16 protein-coding genes are annotated in these 14,441 nt (G+C 71.5%); all 16 read right to left on the reverse strand.

All coding sequences use genetic code 11. From position 1 onward, the window contains the following. Nucleotides 1–310: 310 nt before the first annotated feature. The gene (locus tag ABZ215_RS27950) at nt 311–715 is read right to left on the reverse strand and encodes a hypothetical protein (protein ID WP_354952816.1); all 405 of its coding nucleotides are present in this window, start codon (nt 713–715) and stop codon (nt 311–313) included. After that, entirely contained in the window at nt 712–1,530 is an 819-nt protein-coding gene (locus ABZ215_RS27955) for an isoprenyl transferase (RefSeq protein ID WP_020416613.1), read from the reverse strand. Before ABZ215_RS27955 ends, ABZ215_RS27950 begins: the two co-directional genes overlap by 4 nt. A gap of 37 nt (nt 1,531–1,567) precedes the next feature. Further along, on the reverse strand, nt 1,568–2,323 hold the full coding sequence (gene recO, locus ABZ215_RS27960) for a DNA repair protein RecO (protein WP_039791214.1): 756 nt from the start codon (nt 2,321–2,323) through the stop codon (nt 1,568–1,570). Nucleotides 2,324–2,335: 12 nt separating this feature from the next. Next, entirely contained in the window at nt 2,336–2,749 is a 414-nt protein-coding gene (locus tag ABZ215_RS27965) for a DUF2752 domain-containing protein (protein ID WP_354952818.1), read from the reverse strand. Between the two features lie 4 nt (nt 2,750–2,753). Further along, nucleotides 2,754–3,464 carry an RDD family protein gene (locus tag ABZ215_RS27970; RefSeq protein ID WP_354952820.1) on the reverse strand — a complete coding sequence of 237 codons (711 nt, stop codon included), beginning with the start codon at nt 3,462–3,464 and terminating at the stop codon, nt 2,754–2,756. 73 nt (nt 3,465–3,537) lie between these two features. Beyond that, a complete protein-coding gene (gene era / locus ABZ215_RS27975; protein WP_020416609.1) occupies nt 3,538–4,431 on the reverse strand; it encodes a GTPase Era in 894 nt (297 codons plus the stop codon). Continuing rightward, nucleotides 4,428–4,760, reverse strand: coding sequence for a cytidine deaminase (locus ABZ215_RS27980; RefSeq protein WP_354708651.1), 333 nt, complete (start codon nt 4,758–4,760; stop codon nt 4,428–4,430). The genes era and ABZ215_RS27980 overlap by 4 nt, the downstream gene beginning before the upstream one ends. Continuing rightward, nucleotides 4,753–6,090: a hemolysin family protein gene (locus ABZ215_RS27985; protein WP_354952822.1), complete on the reverse strand. Its 1,338-nt coding sequence runs from the start codon at nt 6,088–6,090 to the stop codon at nt 4,753–4,755. Before ABZ215_RS27985 ends, ABZ215_RS27980 begins: the two co-directional genes overlap by 8 nt. 11 nt (nt 6,091–6,101) lie before the next feature. Continuing rightward, entirely contained in the window at nt 6,102–6,650 is a 549-nt protein-coding gene (ybeY, locus tag ABZ215_RS27990; protein ID WP_017981232.1) for an rRNA maturation RNase YbeY, read from the reverse strand. A 2-nt stretch (nt 6,651–6,652) separates the two neighbouring features. Beyond that, nucleotides 6,653–7,747, reverse strand: coding sequence for a PhoH family protein (locus ABZ215_RS27995; RefSeq protein ID WP_027935652.1), 1,095 nt, complete (start codon nt 7,745–7,747; stop codon nt 6,653–6,655). Nucleotides 7,748–7,837: 90 nt separating this feature from the next. Then, a complete protein-coding gene (locus ABZ215_RS28000) occupies nt 7,838–8,197 on the reverse strand; it encodes a histidine triad nucleotide-binding protein (RefSeq protein ID WP_020416605.1) in 360 nt (119 codons plus the stop codon). 361 nt (nt 8,198–8,558) lie between these two features. Beyond that, complete coding sequence (locus ABZ215_RS28005; RefSeq protein ID WP_237337304.1) at nt 8,559–9,311, reverse strand: 16S rRNA (uracil(1498)-N(3))-methyltransferase; 753 nt, start codon at nt 9,309–9,311, stop codon at nt 8,559–8,561. Continuing rightward, nucleotides 9,311–10,474 (reverse strand): molecular chaperone DnaJ, encoded by a 1,164-nt coding sequence (gene dnaJ, locus ABZ215_RS28010; RefSeq protein WP_020416603.1) that lies wholly within the window; start codon nt 10,472–10,474, stop codon nt 9,311–9,313. Before dnaJ ends, ABZ215_RS28005 begins: the two co-directional genes overlap by 1 nt. Nucleotides 10,475–10,510: 36 nt before the next feature. Then, nucleotides 10,511–11,536 (reverse strand): heat-inducible transcriptional repressor HrcA, encoded by a 1,026-nt coding sequence (hrcA, locus tag ABZ215_RS28015; protein WP_017981227.1) that lies wholly within the window; start codon nt 11,534–11,536, stop codon nt 10,511–10,513. 87 nt (nt 11,537–11,623) lie between these two features. Then, entirely contained in the window at nt 11,624–13,114 is a 1,491-nt protein-coding gene (locus ABZ215_RS28020; protein WP_354952824.1) for a CoA-acylating methylmalonate-semialdehyde dehydrogenase, read from the reverse strand. After that, nucleotides 13,111–14,409, reverse strand: a complete 1,299-nt coding sequence (locus ABZ215_RS28025; RefSeq protein ID WP_354952826.1) for an aspartate aminotransferase family protein — start codon at nt 14,407–14,409, stop codon at nt 13,111–13,113. The genes ABZ215_RS28020 and ABZ215_RS28025 overlap by 4 nt, the downstream gene beginning before the upstream one ends. Nucleotides 14,410–14,441 lie beyond the last annotated feature (32 nt).

The raw sequence follows: 14,441 nt of genomic DNA on the forward strand, positions 1-14,441 counted from the left end.
GGGCGGCAGGACCGCCGGGCGCGGGAACACCGGGTGGCGGGACCGCCGGGCGCGGGACCGCCGGGTGGCGGGAAGGCCCGACCGTGGGACCGCCGGGTGGCCGGCCGCCCGGGGTTGGCACGCGGATGGCGCGAACGCAGGGTGGGGGAAGCGCGGTCGGGGTTCGGGCGGTGGAGCGCCGCAGCCTGGGACTGCGGGCTTTGAGCACTGCAGGGGTGGAACCCGGACCGGTGAAAGGGCTGGCTGGGCTGCGCTACTGCACACCGCCCAGCCGCGCAACCACGCAGCCGCGCAACCACGCAGCCGAGGCCTACGTCAGCTCGGCGCGCAGCTGCGAAGCCGTCGAGACCACCAGCATCAACAGGGTTCCCAGTGCGGAGATCTCCAGCCCCTGCGCGGGGAACGCGTACCGGAGCGTCAGGTCCAGCCCACGCTCCGCGTGCTGCACCCCCAGCGTGCCGAACAGGCCCTGCCCGGCGCGTTCGGCCGCCTTCGCCGCGAAGGCCGGGTCGTCGGGCAGGTCCCAGCCGACCACGCAGGTGAGGCTGAGCACCGTGAGGCCCTCGGCGAGCTGCGTCGACTGGACCACGCACGGCACGCCGTTGTGGGAGAACGTCAACGCGCCGTCGTCGTCGACGTGGACCTCCAGGTACGTCTCCAGCGCCTCCCTGGCCCGGCTGAGCAGCTCCGCGGTGTCCGCCGCCTCCGTGTTCACGACGCCCCCTTCGCCGCGTCCACCGCGGCACCGAACCGGCGGTCCCGGCGCGCGTACTCCTCGCACGCCGCCCACAGCTGGCGCCGGTCGAAGTCCGGGAACAGCGTGTCCTGGAACACGAACTCGGCGTAGGCCGACTGCCAGAGCATGAAGTTCGACGTCCGCAGCTCGCCGGAGGGCCGCAGGAACAGGTCCACGTCCGGCATCTCCGGCTGGTACATGTACTTCGCGAGCATCCGCTCGTCCACCTTGTCCGGGTTGATCTTGCCCTCGGCGGCCAGCCGCGCCACCTGGCGGGCCGCGTCGGCGATCTCCGCGCGCCCGCCGTAGTTCACGCACATCGTCATGTTCAGCAACGTGTTGTGCTTGGTCTTCTCCTCGGCCGCCTGCAGCTCCTTGATGACGCTGCGCCACAGCCGCGGCGCGCGCCCGGCCCACCGGATCCGCACGCCGATCGAACCCAGGTAGTCGACCTGGCGGCGGATGGTGTCCCGGTTGAAGCCCATCAGGAACCGCACCTCGTCGGGGCTGCGCTTCCAGTTCTCCGTCGAGAACGCGTACACCGACAGCCACTTGACGCCCAGCTCGACGGCCCCGCTGGCGACGTCGATCATCACGGCCTCGCCGCGCTTGTGCCCCTCGATCCGCGGCAGGCCGCGCTGGTTGGCCCAGCGGCCGTTGCCGTCCATGACCAGTGCGACGTGGTTCGGCACCAGCTCGGCGGGGATCGCCGGCGGCTTCGCACCGGACGGGTGCGGGTCCGGGGCCCGCAGTTCCACTGCCGCCGAACGCGCCGCACGTGCCTTGAGCCGCACCTGATCCTCCCACTGCCTCGGGTTGCGGCTTCCGACCCTACTTGCCCGGCTGGAGCTCCCTGGCACGCCTCTCGACGAGCGGCAACGACTTCAGCTGCCGCTCCAGGTGCCACTGCAGGTGAGCGGCCACGATGCCGCTGGCGTCCCGCCTGGTCCCGGCGACCGAGGCCTCCGCGACGTCCCAGTCGCCGTGCAGGAGCGACTCCAGCAGCACCAGCACCTCGGGCGCCGGGTGCACCGACCCCGGCACCCGGCAGTTGCCGCACAGCAGGCCGCCCGCCTGCACGTTGAACGCGGTGTGCGGGCCGGGCAGGCCACACCGCGCGCACTCGGTGATCGCCGGCGCCCAGCCCGCGAACGCCATCGCCCGCAGCAGGAACGCGTCCAGCACCAGCGAGGCGTCCCGCTGACCGTCGGCCAGCGCCCGCAACGCCCCCACGACCAGCAGGTACAGCCGCATCGCCGGCTCGCCCTCCTCGACGGTGAGCCGGTCGGCGGTCTCGGCGATCGCGCTGGCCGCCGTGTAGCGCTGGTAGTCGCCCACCAGCGGCAACGCGAACGCGTCGACCGTCTGGACCTGCGTGATCACGTCCAGGGTGCGCCCGGTGTAGAACTGCACGTCGACGTGCCCGAACGGCTCCAGCCGCGCCCCGAACCGCGACGTCGTGCGGCGCACCCCCTTCGCGACGGCCCGGACCTTGCCGTACCGCCGCGTGAGGAAGGTGATGATGCGGTCCGCCTCACCCAGCTTGTGGACCCGCAGCACCACGCCGGTGTCGCGATAAAGACTCACGTCCCCATGGTCTCACGCGTACGCGGACAACCCGGTGAACGGCGCGAACGGCAGGTTCCGCCCTGCCCACCACACGAGCGCGGCACCGGCGACGGCCAGCGTGAGCCACCGTCCCCGCGCTCCGGGCGGCCACCACCTGCCCGCCAGCCCGGCCTCCCACCGGACCGCCGCGACCAGCGTGGCCACCGCCAGCGGGAGGAGCACCACCAGCGCGAACGCGTTGTACGACAGGGCCGCGACCACGTCACCGCGCAACAACGCGCCCAGCGCCCGGCTGCCGCCGCAGAACGGGCAGTCCAGACCGGTCAGCGCGTGGAACCAGCACGGGATCCGGAGCACGCCCGTGCCCAGCGCCACCCCGGCCGCGAGACCGGCGGCGGCCACGGCGGGCGTGACCCGCACGCTCCGCCACGACCGTTCGCCCATGACCTCAGTACAGCGCCTTCGTCGAGATCGCGTAAGTCTTCGCGGCCTTGTCGTGCCAGCCCTGGCGCGCCTGCTCGTCGAAGAACGGCGACAGCACCACCAGCAGCTCGACCAGACCGCCGACGCACGGGATCAGGCCCGGCAGCACCATCGTGGCCAGCCGGGTGAACGCGGGCCCGCCGCCGATCCCCGCGCCCGGCTGTCCCGCCGACTGCTCGGTGACGATCCGGATGCCCGCCACGTTCTTGCCGACCGTCGCGCCACGCGTGGCGAGCATCGCGCCCTCGTAGACCAGCACCGACAGCGAGGTGAGCGGCAGGAACAGGAGGAAGATCCACCACGTGCTCGGGTCGCCGGCGAGCACGGCGAGCTGCAGGATCAGCACGAGGATCGTCAGCGGCACGCCGATGATCAGCCCGTCCACGAGCCGGGCGAGGAAGCGGCTGCCCATCGTCGCCAGCACCAGCGGCGGCGTGTGCCGGAACTGGATCTGCGACCCCGGCACGACGATGTGCGCCTGGCCCGGCATCGGCGGGATGGCGCCGTACTGGGGCCGGCCGTATGGCGGCTGGCCGGGATAGCCCTGCGGCGGCCCGTACGCCGGGTAGCCGGGCTGCGGGTACGGCTGCTGGAACCCGCCGGACGGCTGGCCGTAGGGCTGCGGGTACTGCCCGTAGGGCTGCTGCCCCGGCGGCTGCCCATAGGGATTGGTCACTGGATTTCCCCCTCGGAGTGGATCACGTCGGGCGGCAGCGTACCCGGTGGCCCTCCGAGGGCAGGCGGAACCGTCAGAAACCCAGGCGGCGCAACTGCTTCGGGTCGCGCTGCCAGTCCTTGGCGACCTTCACGTGCAGGTTGAGGTAGACCTTCGTGCCCAGCAGCTTCTGGATCTGCTGCCGCGCCTGCGCCCCGACGGCCTTCATCCGCTCGCCCTGGTGGCCCAGGATGATGCCCTTCTGGCTGGGCCGCTCGACGTACACCGTGGCGTAGATGTCGAGCAGGTCCCGCTTGTCCTCGCGCGGCAGCATCTCCTCGACGGTCACCGCGATGGAGTGCGGCAGCTCGTCGCGCACGCCCTCCAGCGCCGCCTCACGGATCAGCTCCGCCACGAGCGTCTGCTCCGGCTCGTCGGTCAGGTCGCCGTCCGGGTAGAGCTGCGGACCCTCCGGCAGCCGCGCGACCAGCAGGTCCTCCAGCTGCTTCACCTGGAAACCGTCCACGGCGGACACCGGGATCAGCTCTTCGAAGTCCAGCACGTCCTGCAGCGCCAGCAGCTGCTCGGCGATCTGCTCCGGCTTGGCGACGTCGGTCTTGGTGACGATCCCGATGACCGGCGTGCGCTTGGCGACCTTGCGCAGCTCGCTCGCGATGTAGCGGTCGCCGGGGCCGACCTTCTCGTCGGCGGGCACGCAGAACCCGACGACGTCCACTTCGGACCACGTCTCGCGCACGACGTCGTTGAGCCGCTGCCCGAGCAGGGTCCGCGGCTTGTGCACGCCGGGCGTGTCCACGATGACCAGCTGGGCGTCGTCGCGGTGGACGATGCCGCGGATGGCGTGCCGGGTGGTCTGCGGCTTGCTCGAGGTGATCGCGACCTTGGTGCCGACCAGCGCGTTGGTCAGGGTGGACTTGCCGGCGTTGGGACGGCCGACGAAGCAGGCGAAACCGGAGCGGTGGGTCACAGGACTTCCTGCACTGTCCCGGACGGATCGGCCCGCAGGATCGTCGCCGTCTTCGCCAGATCGCGCACCGCCTGCACGGACGCTTCGGCCACGAACGGCTCGGCCGTGACGACCGCGGCCGCCTCCAGGCCTTCCGCCCCGCTGGACACCGCCGCCGCGACCGCCGCCTGCAACGCGGTGATCTTGAACGAGGGCAGGTCGACCGTGGTGGCCGCGTAGGTGCGGCCGTCGGTGTCGCGCACCGCGGCGCCCTCGGCGGCGGAGTTCCGCGCCCGCGCGGATCGGGCGAGGATGACGATCTTCTCGTCCTCCGGGTCCAGGTCAGGCATGGTCCACACTCCTGTCGGCCTCGTCGTGGTCACCGTTCCCGGTACGCACCCTACGTCCGGCCAGCTCGTCGCTCTCCGCCTGCACCACCACGGTCGTGATCCGCATCCGGCCGCGGCGGTCCTTGCCGCCCTCGGCGTGCAGCCGCAGGCCGTCCACTTCGGCCTCGGCGCCGGGCAGCGGCACGCGCCCGAGCCGCTGGGCGAGCAGACCGCCGACCGTTTCCACGTCGTGGTCCTCCAGTTCCAATCCGAACAGCTCGCCGAGGTCGCCGACGCCGAGCCGCGCGGACACCCGGACCGTGCGGTCGTCGAGGTGCTCGACCGGCGGCCGTTCCTCCAGGTCGGACTCGTCGGTGATCTCGCCGACGATCTCCTCCAGGATGTCCTCGATGGTCAGCAGGCCGGCGGTGCCGCCGTACTCGTCGACCGCGATCGCCAGGTGGTTGTGCGACACCTGCATCTCCCGCAGCAGGTCGTCCAGGCGCTTGGAGTCGGGCACGAAGCTGGCCGGGTACATCAGGTCCGACACCGGCTTGGCCTCGCCGCCCTCCAGCTGCGCCCGGACCAGGTCCTTGATGTTGACCACGCCGACGATGTCGTCCACCGACTCGCCGATCACCGGCAGCCGCGTGTACCCGGTGCGCAACGACAGCGCGAGCGCCTGCCGGACGCTCTTGGTCTGCTCGATCCAGATGATCTCGGTGCGCGGCACCATCACCTCGCGCGCCACCGTGTCGCCGAGCTCGAACACCGAGTGGATCATCTGCCGCTCGCCCGGCTCAACCACACCGCGTTCCTCGGCAAGGTCGACCAGCTCGCGCAGCTCGATTTCCGTGGTGAACGGGCCTTCGCGGAAGCCCTGGCCGGGGGTGATCGCGTTGCCGAGGATGATCAGCAGCCGGGACAGCGGCCCGAGGATCGACCCGAGGACCCGCACCGGCCAGGCGATGACCGTGCCGACGCGGTACGGGTACTGGCGGCCGATGGTGCGCGGCCCGACGCCGATGAGGACGTAGCTGACCAGCACCATGACCAGCGCGGCCACCACCAGCGCCAGCGCTTCCGGCTTGATCCACCGCAGGAACACGACGGTGACCAGGACCGTCGCGGTCAGCTCGCAGCCCAGCCGCAGCAGCACCAGCAGGTTGATGTGCCTGCGCCGCTCGTCGATCACCATGGCCAGCTGGCGGGCGCCGGGCCGGCCCATCCGGACCAGCCCCTCCGCGCGGGCCTTGGACACGGTGCTCACGGCCGCGTCCGCGGCCGCCAGCACCGCGCCGAGCAGCACCAGCACCACGGCGATCACCAGGAGAGCGGCCGAACTCGCCATCTCCGGCAGCCTCAGCTTTCGGCGTCGGCGGGGCCGTCCAGGCCCGCTGCCCCCAGCAGCCGGTCGTCGGCCGTGCGCTGCGCGTCGCGGCGCCTCGCCTCGGCGACGGCGGCCTGGAAGTCGGCGAGGATCCGCTTCTGCAGCCCGAACATCTCGCGTTCCTCGGCGGGCTCGGCGTGGTCGTAGCCGAGCAGGTGCAGCACGCCGTGCACGGTCAGCAGGTGCAGCTCGTCGAGCAGCGAGTGACCGGCGGTGCGGGCCTGGTCCCTGGCGAAGGCCGGGCACAGCACGATGTCGCCGAGCAGCGCAGGTGACGGGTCACCTGCGTCGGGGCGGCGGGCGGCGTCCAGCTCGTCCATCGGGAAGGCCATGACGTCGGTGGGACCGGGCAGGTCCATCCACCGCTCGTGCAGGTCGGACATGACGTCCAGGGTCACCAGCACCACCGACAGCTCGGCGAGCGGGCTGACCTCCATGCGGTCCAGCGCGAAGCGCGCGGCCGAGACGATCGACGTCTCGTCCACCGCGACGCCGGACTCGTTCGCGATCTCGATGGTCATGCTCAGTGCCGGCCCCGCCAGCCGTTCCCGGTGCCGGTGCCGCGCTCGGCGTCCTGCTCGGCCTGCCACTTCTCGTAGGCGTCCACGATGTCCCCGACCAGCCGGTGGCGCACCACGTCGGAGCTGGTCAGCGTGGCGAAATGCAAGTCTTCCACGCCTTCCAGGATCTCACGCACCACTCGCAGGCCCGACTTCTGCCCGCTCGGCAGGTCGACCTGCGTGATGTCGCCGGTCACCACGATCTTCGAGCCGAAGCCGAGCCGGGTGAGGAACATCTTCATCTGCTCGGGCGTGGTGTTCTGCGCCTCGTCGAGGATGATGAACGCGTCGTTGAGGGTGCGGCCGCGCATGTAGGCCAGCGGCGCAATCTCGATCGTGCCAGCCTGGATCAGGCGCGGGATCGAGTCCGGGTCGACCATGTCGTGCAGCGCGTCGTACAGCGGCCGCAGGTACGGGTCGATCTTCTCGGACAGCGTGCCCGGCAGGAAGCCGAGCCGCTCCCCGGCCTCGACCGCGGGGCGGGTGAGGATGATCCGGGTGATCGCCTTGGCCTGCAGCGCCTGCACGGCCTTCGCCATCGCCAGGTAGGTCTTGCCGGTGCCGGCCGGGCCGACCCCGAACACGATCGTGTGCTTGTCGATGGCGTCGACGTAGCGCTTCTGGTTCAGCGTCTTGGGTCGGATGGTGCGGCCGCGCCTGGACAGGATGTCCATGCTGAGCACTTCGGCCGGCGACTCAGCGCCGCCTGCCGACAGCATGCCGACGGTGCGGCGGACGGTGTCCGGGCCGACCTGCTGGCCGCGCCCGGCCAGCGCGACCAGTTCGGCGAACACGCGCTCGCCGAACGCGACGTCCGCGGGCTCCCCGGTGAGGGTGACCTCGTTGCCCCGGACGTGGACGTCGGCGGCCAGCAGTTCCTCGGCCACCCGCAGGTTCTCGTCGCGGGATCCGAGCAGCGTCAGCACCGCGCCGTCCGGAATGGGGAACCGGGACTGGGCGCTGCGCGTGCTCCGTGCGGTTCCGGTGGTCTCAGTGACGTCCCCGGCGCTCTCGGGAACGTCCGATCGGGCGGCTCCACCCTGTGCGGTTCCGGCCAAGTGTCCTCGGGCCTGCCTTCTGCGTTTCCGCTGCTCTCTTCCTGCTTACCCCATCGATGCTAGCGGGCCGGGCGGGGCGCGCGCAGTCGGTTACTTCGCGACTCGCCCGAAGAACCCGAGCTGTTCTCCGCCGAGGACGTGCGCGTGCACGTGGAAGACGGTCTGACCGGCGTCACTGTCCGTGTTGAAGACCACTCGGTAGCCGGACTCGGCGATGCCCTCGAGTTCGGCGACCTTCGCGGCGGTCGTCAGCACGTCGGAGAGCAGTTGCGGATCGGCCGCGGCCAGCTCGGCGACATTCCGGTAACGCTTCTTCGGCACCACGAGCACGTGCACGCGAGCCTGCGGCTGGATATCCCGAAACGCGAATGTCGTTTCAGTTTCGTACACCTTCTCGCTCGGGATCTCACCGGCGATGATCCGCTCGAAGAGCGTCTCGGCATCACTCATGCGGCGAACCCTATCGCGTGCGGGAAGCGCGGTGGCGCAAGGGAAGTCGCGACTCGCGGTAGATGCCGCGGGGCGGTGGAGCCTGGGGGTCGCTCCACCGCCTCCGCGGCTCCGCCGGACCGAGGGGGGAGGTGTCCGGCGGGGCTTTGGGCACCCGGGGGCGACCCCAGGTGTCGTGTGGGTCAGGGTAATGGGTGCGATGCCCGGCGCGCCACAGTCGACACCCAATTTTTTTCCAGGTTTCGAAGACGGGCAGTACGCGAATCAGCCGTTGAGCCGCTTGCGGTGCGGTTTCCGTGATGTTCCGCCGAGGTGACCGGTTCCACGGTTCGCCCGGTCCGGCGACGACAGCGCGTGACGGTCAGGCCCAGCGGGAAGTCATCGCGCCGAGTGCGCCCAGGGCCACCGCGGCCGCGGTGGACGTGCGCAGCACCGTCGGTCCCAGCCGGACCCCGATCGCACCCGCCGACGTCAGGGCGTCCACCTCGCCGTCGGTGATGCCGCCCTCCGGGCCGACCACCAGCAGCAGATCACCGGCGGCGGGCAACGACAGCTCGGTCAGCCGCCGCGAAGCACTGCCCTCCAGCACCACCGCGCACGCCGCGTTGGCCGCCACCGCCGCCAGCTCGGCCGTGCTCACCGGCTCGCGCACCGGCGGCACCCACGCCCGCCGGGCCTGCTTGGCCGCCGCGCGGGCGGTGTTCTGCCAGCGGGCCAGCGCCTTCGCCCCGCGCGGGCCCTCCTCCCAGCGCACCACACTGCGCTCGGCCCGCCACGGCAGGATCTCGTCCGCGCCGGCCTCCGTCGCCAGCTCCACGGCCAGCTCGCCGCGGTCGCCCTTGGCCAGCGCCTGCGCCACCACGACCCGCAGCGCGGGCGCGGCCTCCGTCCACCGCCGGGACACCTCCAGGTCCAGCACCGGTTCACGGCCCGGCCGGACCTCCGCGATCACGCACTCCGCGGCGGAACCCCGGCCGTCGGAGGCGACCAGCCGCTCCCCCGCGCGCATGCGCCGCACGGTCGCCGCGTGGCGGGCCTCCTCTCCGGACAACGCGAACCGCGAACCCGCCGGCAGCTCCTCGACCAGGAACACCGGCGGCGTGGTGGAGGGCATTACTTGTGGCTCTTGGCGCGCAGCTTCGAGAACAGCCCGCCCTGGTGCCGCCCGTTGGACGTCACCCCGGCCTCCTCGCCGCGCAGCTGGGCCAGCTGCTGCAACAGCTCGCGCTGGGCTTCGTCAATCTTGGTCGGCACCGCGACGTCCACGTGGACGTGCAGGTCACCCCGCCCGTCGACCCGCCCGGACGAGCGCAGCCGCGGCATGCCCATCCCCGCCAGCACCAGCTCGGTGCCCGACTGGGTGCCCGGGTCCACCGACAGCTCGTACTCGCCGTCGATCAGGGTCTCCAGCGGCACCGTGGCGCCCAGCGCGGCCGCCGTCATCGGGATCCGCAGGTTGCAGTGCAGGTCGTGGCCCTCGCGCACGAACACCTCGTGCGGCTCCTCGTCGACCTCGATGTAGAGGTCGCCGGCCGGGCCGCCACCGGGACCGACCTCGCCCTGGGCCGACAGCCGGATCCGCATCCCGTCGCCGACGCCGGCCGGGATCTTCGCGGTCACCGAACGGCGGGCGCGCACCCGGCCGTCGCCACCGCACTGGCGGCACGGGTCGGTGATGACCTCGCCGAAGCCGCGGCACACCGGGCACGGCCGCGAGGTGACGACCTGGCCGAGGAAGGACCGCTGCACGGACTGAATCTCACCCTGCCCGCCACACGTGTCGCAGGTCTTGACGGTGCCGCCGGGGGCGGTGCCGTTGCCGTGGCACTGGTCGCACAGCACCGCGGTGTCGACGGTGATCTCCTTGTCGACCCCGGTCGCGCACTCTTCGAGGCTGAGGCTGATCCGGATCAGCGCGTCCGAGCCGGGCTGGACGCGGCTGCGCGGACCGCGCCCGCGGCCGCCGCCGGTGGCCGCGCCGAAGAAGGCGTCCATGATGTCGCCGAGACCGCCGAACCCGCCGAACGGGTCGCCGCCGCCACCACCGGCGCGGGCCCCGTTGTCCAGCGGATCGCCGCCGAGGTCCACGATCTTGCGCTTCTGCGGGTCCGACAGGACCTCGTACGCCGTGGTGACCTCGCTGAACTTGTGCTGGGCGTCCTCGGACGGGTTGACGTCGGGGTGCAGCTCGCGGGCGAGCTTGCGGTAGGCGCGCTTGATCTCCTGATCACTCGCGTTCTTGGGCACCCCGAGGATGCCGTAGTAGTCCCTGGCCACCTTCTGAACCGTCCTCCTAGACAAGCATCGCCCTGGCTAGCCGCCAGCCAGGATCTGCCCCACGTAGTTGGCCACCGCGCGCACCGCGGCGATCGTGCCGGGGTAGTCCATCCGGGTCGGACCGACCACACCCATACCGCCGAGCAGCATGTCGTTCTTGCCGTAACCGATCGACACGACCGAGGTGCTGCGCATCTGCTCGTCTTCATTCTCTTCACCGATGCGAACGGTGACCGCACCGGGGTTGCGCGCCGCGGCGAGCAGCTTGAGCACCACGACCTGTTCTTCGAGCGCCTCGAGCACCTGGCGCAGCGACCCGGGGAAGTCGGCGACGCTGCGGGTGAGGTTCGCCGTGCCGCCGAGGACCAGCCGTTCCTCGGGGTGCTCCACCAGGTGCTCGACCAGCAACGTGCAGATCCGCACGAGGGCGTCGCGCAGCTCGCCGGGCGCCTGGTCGGGCAGTTCGGTGACCCGGGTGGCCGCGTCGGTGAGGCGGCGGCCGGCCAGCGCCGCGTTGAGCATCTCGCGGATGCGGGCGACGTTCTCCTCGGTCATCACGTCGCCGAGGTCGACGGTGCGCTGGTCGACGCGCCCGGAGTCGGTGATGATCACCAGCATCAGGCGCGCCGGTGTGAGCGGCACCACTTCCAGGTGGCGCAGCGACGAGTTCGACATCGTCGGGTACTGGATGACCGCGACCTGCCTGGTCAGCTGCGCGAGCAGCCGCACCGAGCGGCGCAGGACGTCGTCCAGGTCCAGCGCCCCGTCGAGGAAGCTGATGATGGCCCGCCGCTCGGCCGGGCTCAACGGCTTGACCTCGGACAACTTGTCGACGAAGAGCCGGTAGCCCTTGTCGGTGGGAATGCGGCCGGCGCTGGTGTGGGGCTGGGTGATGTACCCCTCCTCCTCCAGCACCGCCATGTCGTTGCGCACCGTCGCGCTGGACACGCCGAGACTGTGCCGGTCCACGAGCGCCTTGGAGCCGACCGGCTCGTGGGTGGACACGTAGTCCGCGACGATGGCGCGCAGGACCTCGAAGCGACGCTCCTCCGAGCTGGGCACGCCTCACCTCCGAACTCCTACGGCGGGTATCTCACCACGAGTTTACGGAAGGCGCGGGCGGCGTGTCCCAGCTCGGTGAGCGGGCGCTCAGGAGTTGCGCGGGAAGCCCAGGTTCACCCCGCCCTGCGACGGGTCCGGCCAGCGCGACGTGACGACCTTGGTCCGGGTGAAGAAGTGGAACCCCTCCGGCCCGTAGGCGTGGCTGTCGCCGAAGAGGGAGTCCTTCCAGCCGCCGAACGAGTAGTACCCGACGGGCACCGGGATGGGCACGTTGAGCCCGACCATCCCGACTTCGACCTCGTTCTGGAACCGCCGCGCGGCGCGGCCGTCGTTGGTGAAGATCGCTGTTCCGTTGCCGTAGGCGTTGGCGTTCACCAGCGCCAGCGCGTCGTCGTAGCTGCCGGCGCGGACGACCGACAGCACCGGGCCGAAGATCTCGTCCGTGTAGATCGACATGTCGGCGCGCACCCGGTCGAACAGCGTCGGCCCGAGCCAGAACCCGCCGCCGGGCACGGAAACCGACCGGCCGTCCACCACGAGCGACGCTCCCGCGGACACCCCGGCCTCCACATAGGACTGCACCCGGTCGCGGTGCGCCGCGGTCACCAGGGGGCCCATCTCCGAGTCCGGCGACCGCCCGTCGCCGACCGTCAGCGAACCCATCCGCGAGGCGATCTTCGACACCAGCTCGTCGCCGACCGGGTCGACGGCGACCACCACGGACACCGCCATGCACCGCTCCCCCGCCGACCCGAACCCGGCCGACACGGCGGCGTCCGCGGCCAGGTCGAGGTCGGCGTCGGGCAGCACGACCATGTGGTTCTTCGCCCCGCCCAGCGCCTGCACCCGCTTGCCGTGCGCGGTGGCGGTCTCGTAGACGTACCGCGCGATCGGCGTCGAGCCGACGAACGAGATCGCCTTCACCACCGGGTGCGTCAGCAGCCCGTCGACCGCCACCTTGTCCCCGTGCAGCACGTTGAGCGCCCCGTCCGGCAACCCGGCTTCGGCGAACAGCTCGGCGATGAACAGCGACGCCGACGGGTCCTTCTCGCTCGGCTTGAGCACGACCGTGTTGCCGCAGGCCAGCGCGTTGGGCACGAACCACAGCGGCACCATCGCCGGGAAGTTGAACGGCGAAATCACCCCGACCACGCCGAGCGGCTGCGCGATCGAGTACACGTCCACCCCGGTGGAGGCGTTCTCGCTGAACCCGCCCTTGAGCATCTGCGGCGCGCCGCAGGCGTACTCGACGTTCTCGATGGCGCGCGCGATCTCACCGGCCGCGTCCGAGAGGACCTTGCCGTGCTCGGCGGTGATGATCGCCGCCAGCTCGTCCTTGCGCTCGGTGAGCAGCTCGCGGAACCGGAACAGCACCCGCGACCGGGCCGCGAGCGAGGTGTCCCGCCAGCCGGGGAAGGCGCGCGCGGCCGCCGCGACGGCCTCGTCCACCTGCCCGCCACCGGCGAAGTCCACGCGAGCGCGCACTTCACCGGTGGCGGGGTCGAACACCTCCCCGGTCCGGTCCGCGACCCCAGCCCAGCTCTTGCCGTCGATCCAGTGGCTGATCCGCTGCGTCACTTCCGCGCCTCCTGCACGGCGGCGATCGACTCCCGCAGGATTTCGAGCGCCTCGCCGGTCTCGTCGTCGGTCAGGGTCATCGGCGGCGCCAGCCGGATCACGTTGCCGTGCAGCCCGCCCTTGCCGACCAGCAGACCACGGGCACGGGTCTCCTCCAGCACCAGCCGTGCGGACTCCGGGCTCGGCGCGCCGTCCGGCTCGACCAGCTCGACGCCGATCATCAGTCCCTTGCCGCGCACGTCGCCGACGACGTCGTAGCGCTCGGCGATGTCGCGCAGCCCGGTCAGCAGCCGCGCGCCCTGCTTCGCGGCGTTGCCCTGGAGATCGTGGCTGAGCAGGTAGTCCAGCGTCGCCTTCGCACCCGCGGTGGACACCGGGTTGCCGCCGAAGGTCGAGATCGAGTTCGCGGTGATGGAGTCCATCAGGTCGCCGCGCGCCACGACGCCGCCGATCGCCAGCCCGTTGCCGAGGCCCTTGGCGAACGTCATCGCGTCCGGTGTGACGCCGTGCGCCTGGATGCCCCAGAAGTGCTCGCCGGTGCGGCCCCAGCCGGTCTGGACCTCGTCGGAGATCAGCAGGATGCCGTACTCGTCGAGGACCTCCTTGAAGGCGGCGAACAGCCCGTCCGGCGGGACGTTGAACCCGCCGACGCCCTGGATGGGCTCGGCGATCAACGCGGCCACGTCGCCCGACGTGGTGGTCTCCAGGACGTCCCGCAGGTCGTCGGTGCAGGCACGCACGTAGTCGGCGTCGGACAGGTTGCGGAAGGCATCCCGGTAGCGGTAGCCGCCCTGGACGTAGGAGACCTTCACGGGCGAGAGCGAGCTGGCCGACCAGCCGCGGTTGCCGGTGATGCCGATCGTGGCGAACGCCCGGCCGTGGTAGCTGTTGCGCATCGCGAGCACCTGGTTGGAGCGGCGGTACTGGGTCGCGAGCATCAGCGCGGTCTCGTTGGCCTCGGTGCCGGAGTTGGTGAAGAACACCTTCGCGTCCGGGATGCCGGACAGCTCCGCGATCTGCTCGGCGAGCTCGACCTGCTTGCGGATCAGGTACAGCGTCGAGGTGTGCAGGACGCCGGAGTCGACCTGGGCGCGGATCGCGTCGGAGATCTCGGCGACGTCGTAGCCGATGGCGTTGGTGAGGATGCCGGCGAAGAAGTCCAGATAGGTGGTTCCGGAGGAATCGGTGACCCGCCTCCCCTGCGCTCGCACGATCTCCAGGGGCTCGTCGTAGTACAGGGCCAGCCAGTTCGGCAGGACCGCCCGGTGCCGGGCCAGCAGCTCCGATTCGCTCATGCCCGCCAGTCTCGGTGGCCGCCGCGCCCGGC

It is taken from the genome of Amycolatopsis sp. NPDC006131, from assembly GCF_040614175.1.
Taxonomy (GTDB): Bacteria; Actinomycetota; Actinomycetes; order Mycobacteriales; family Pseudonocardiaceae; genus Amycolatopsis_E; species Amycolatopsis_E tucumanensis.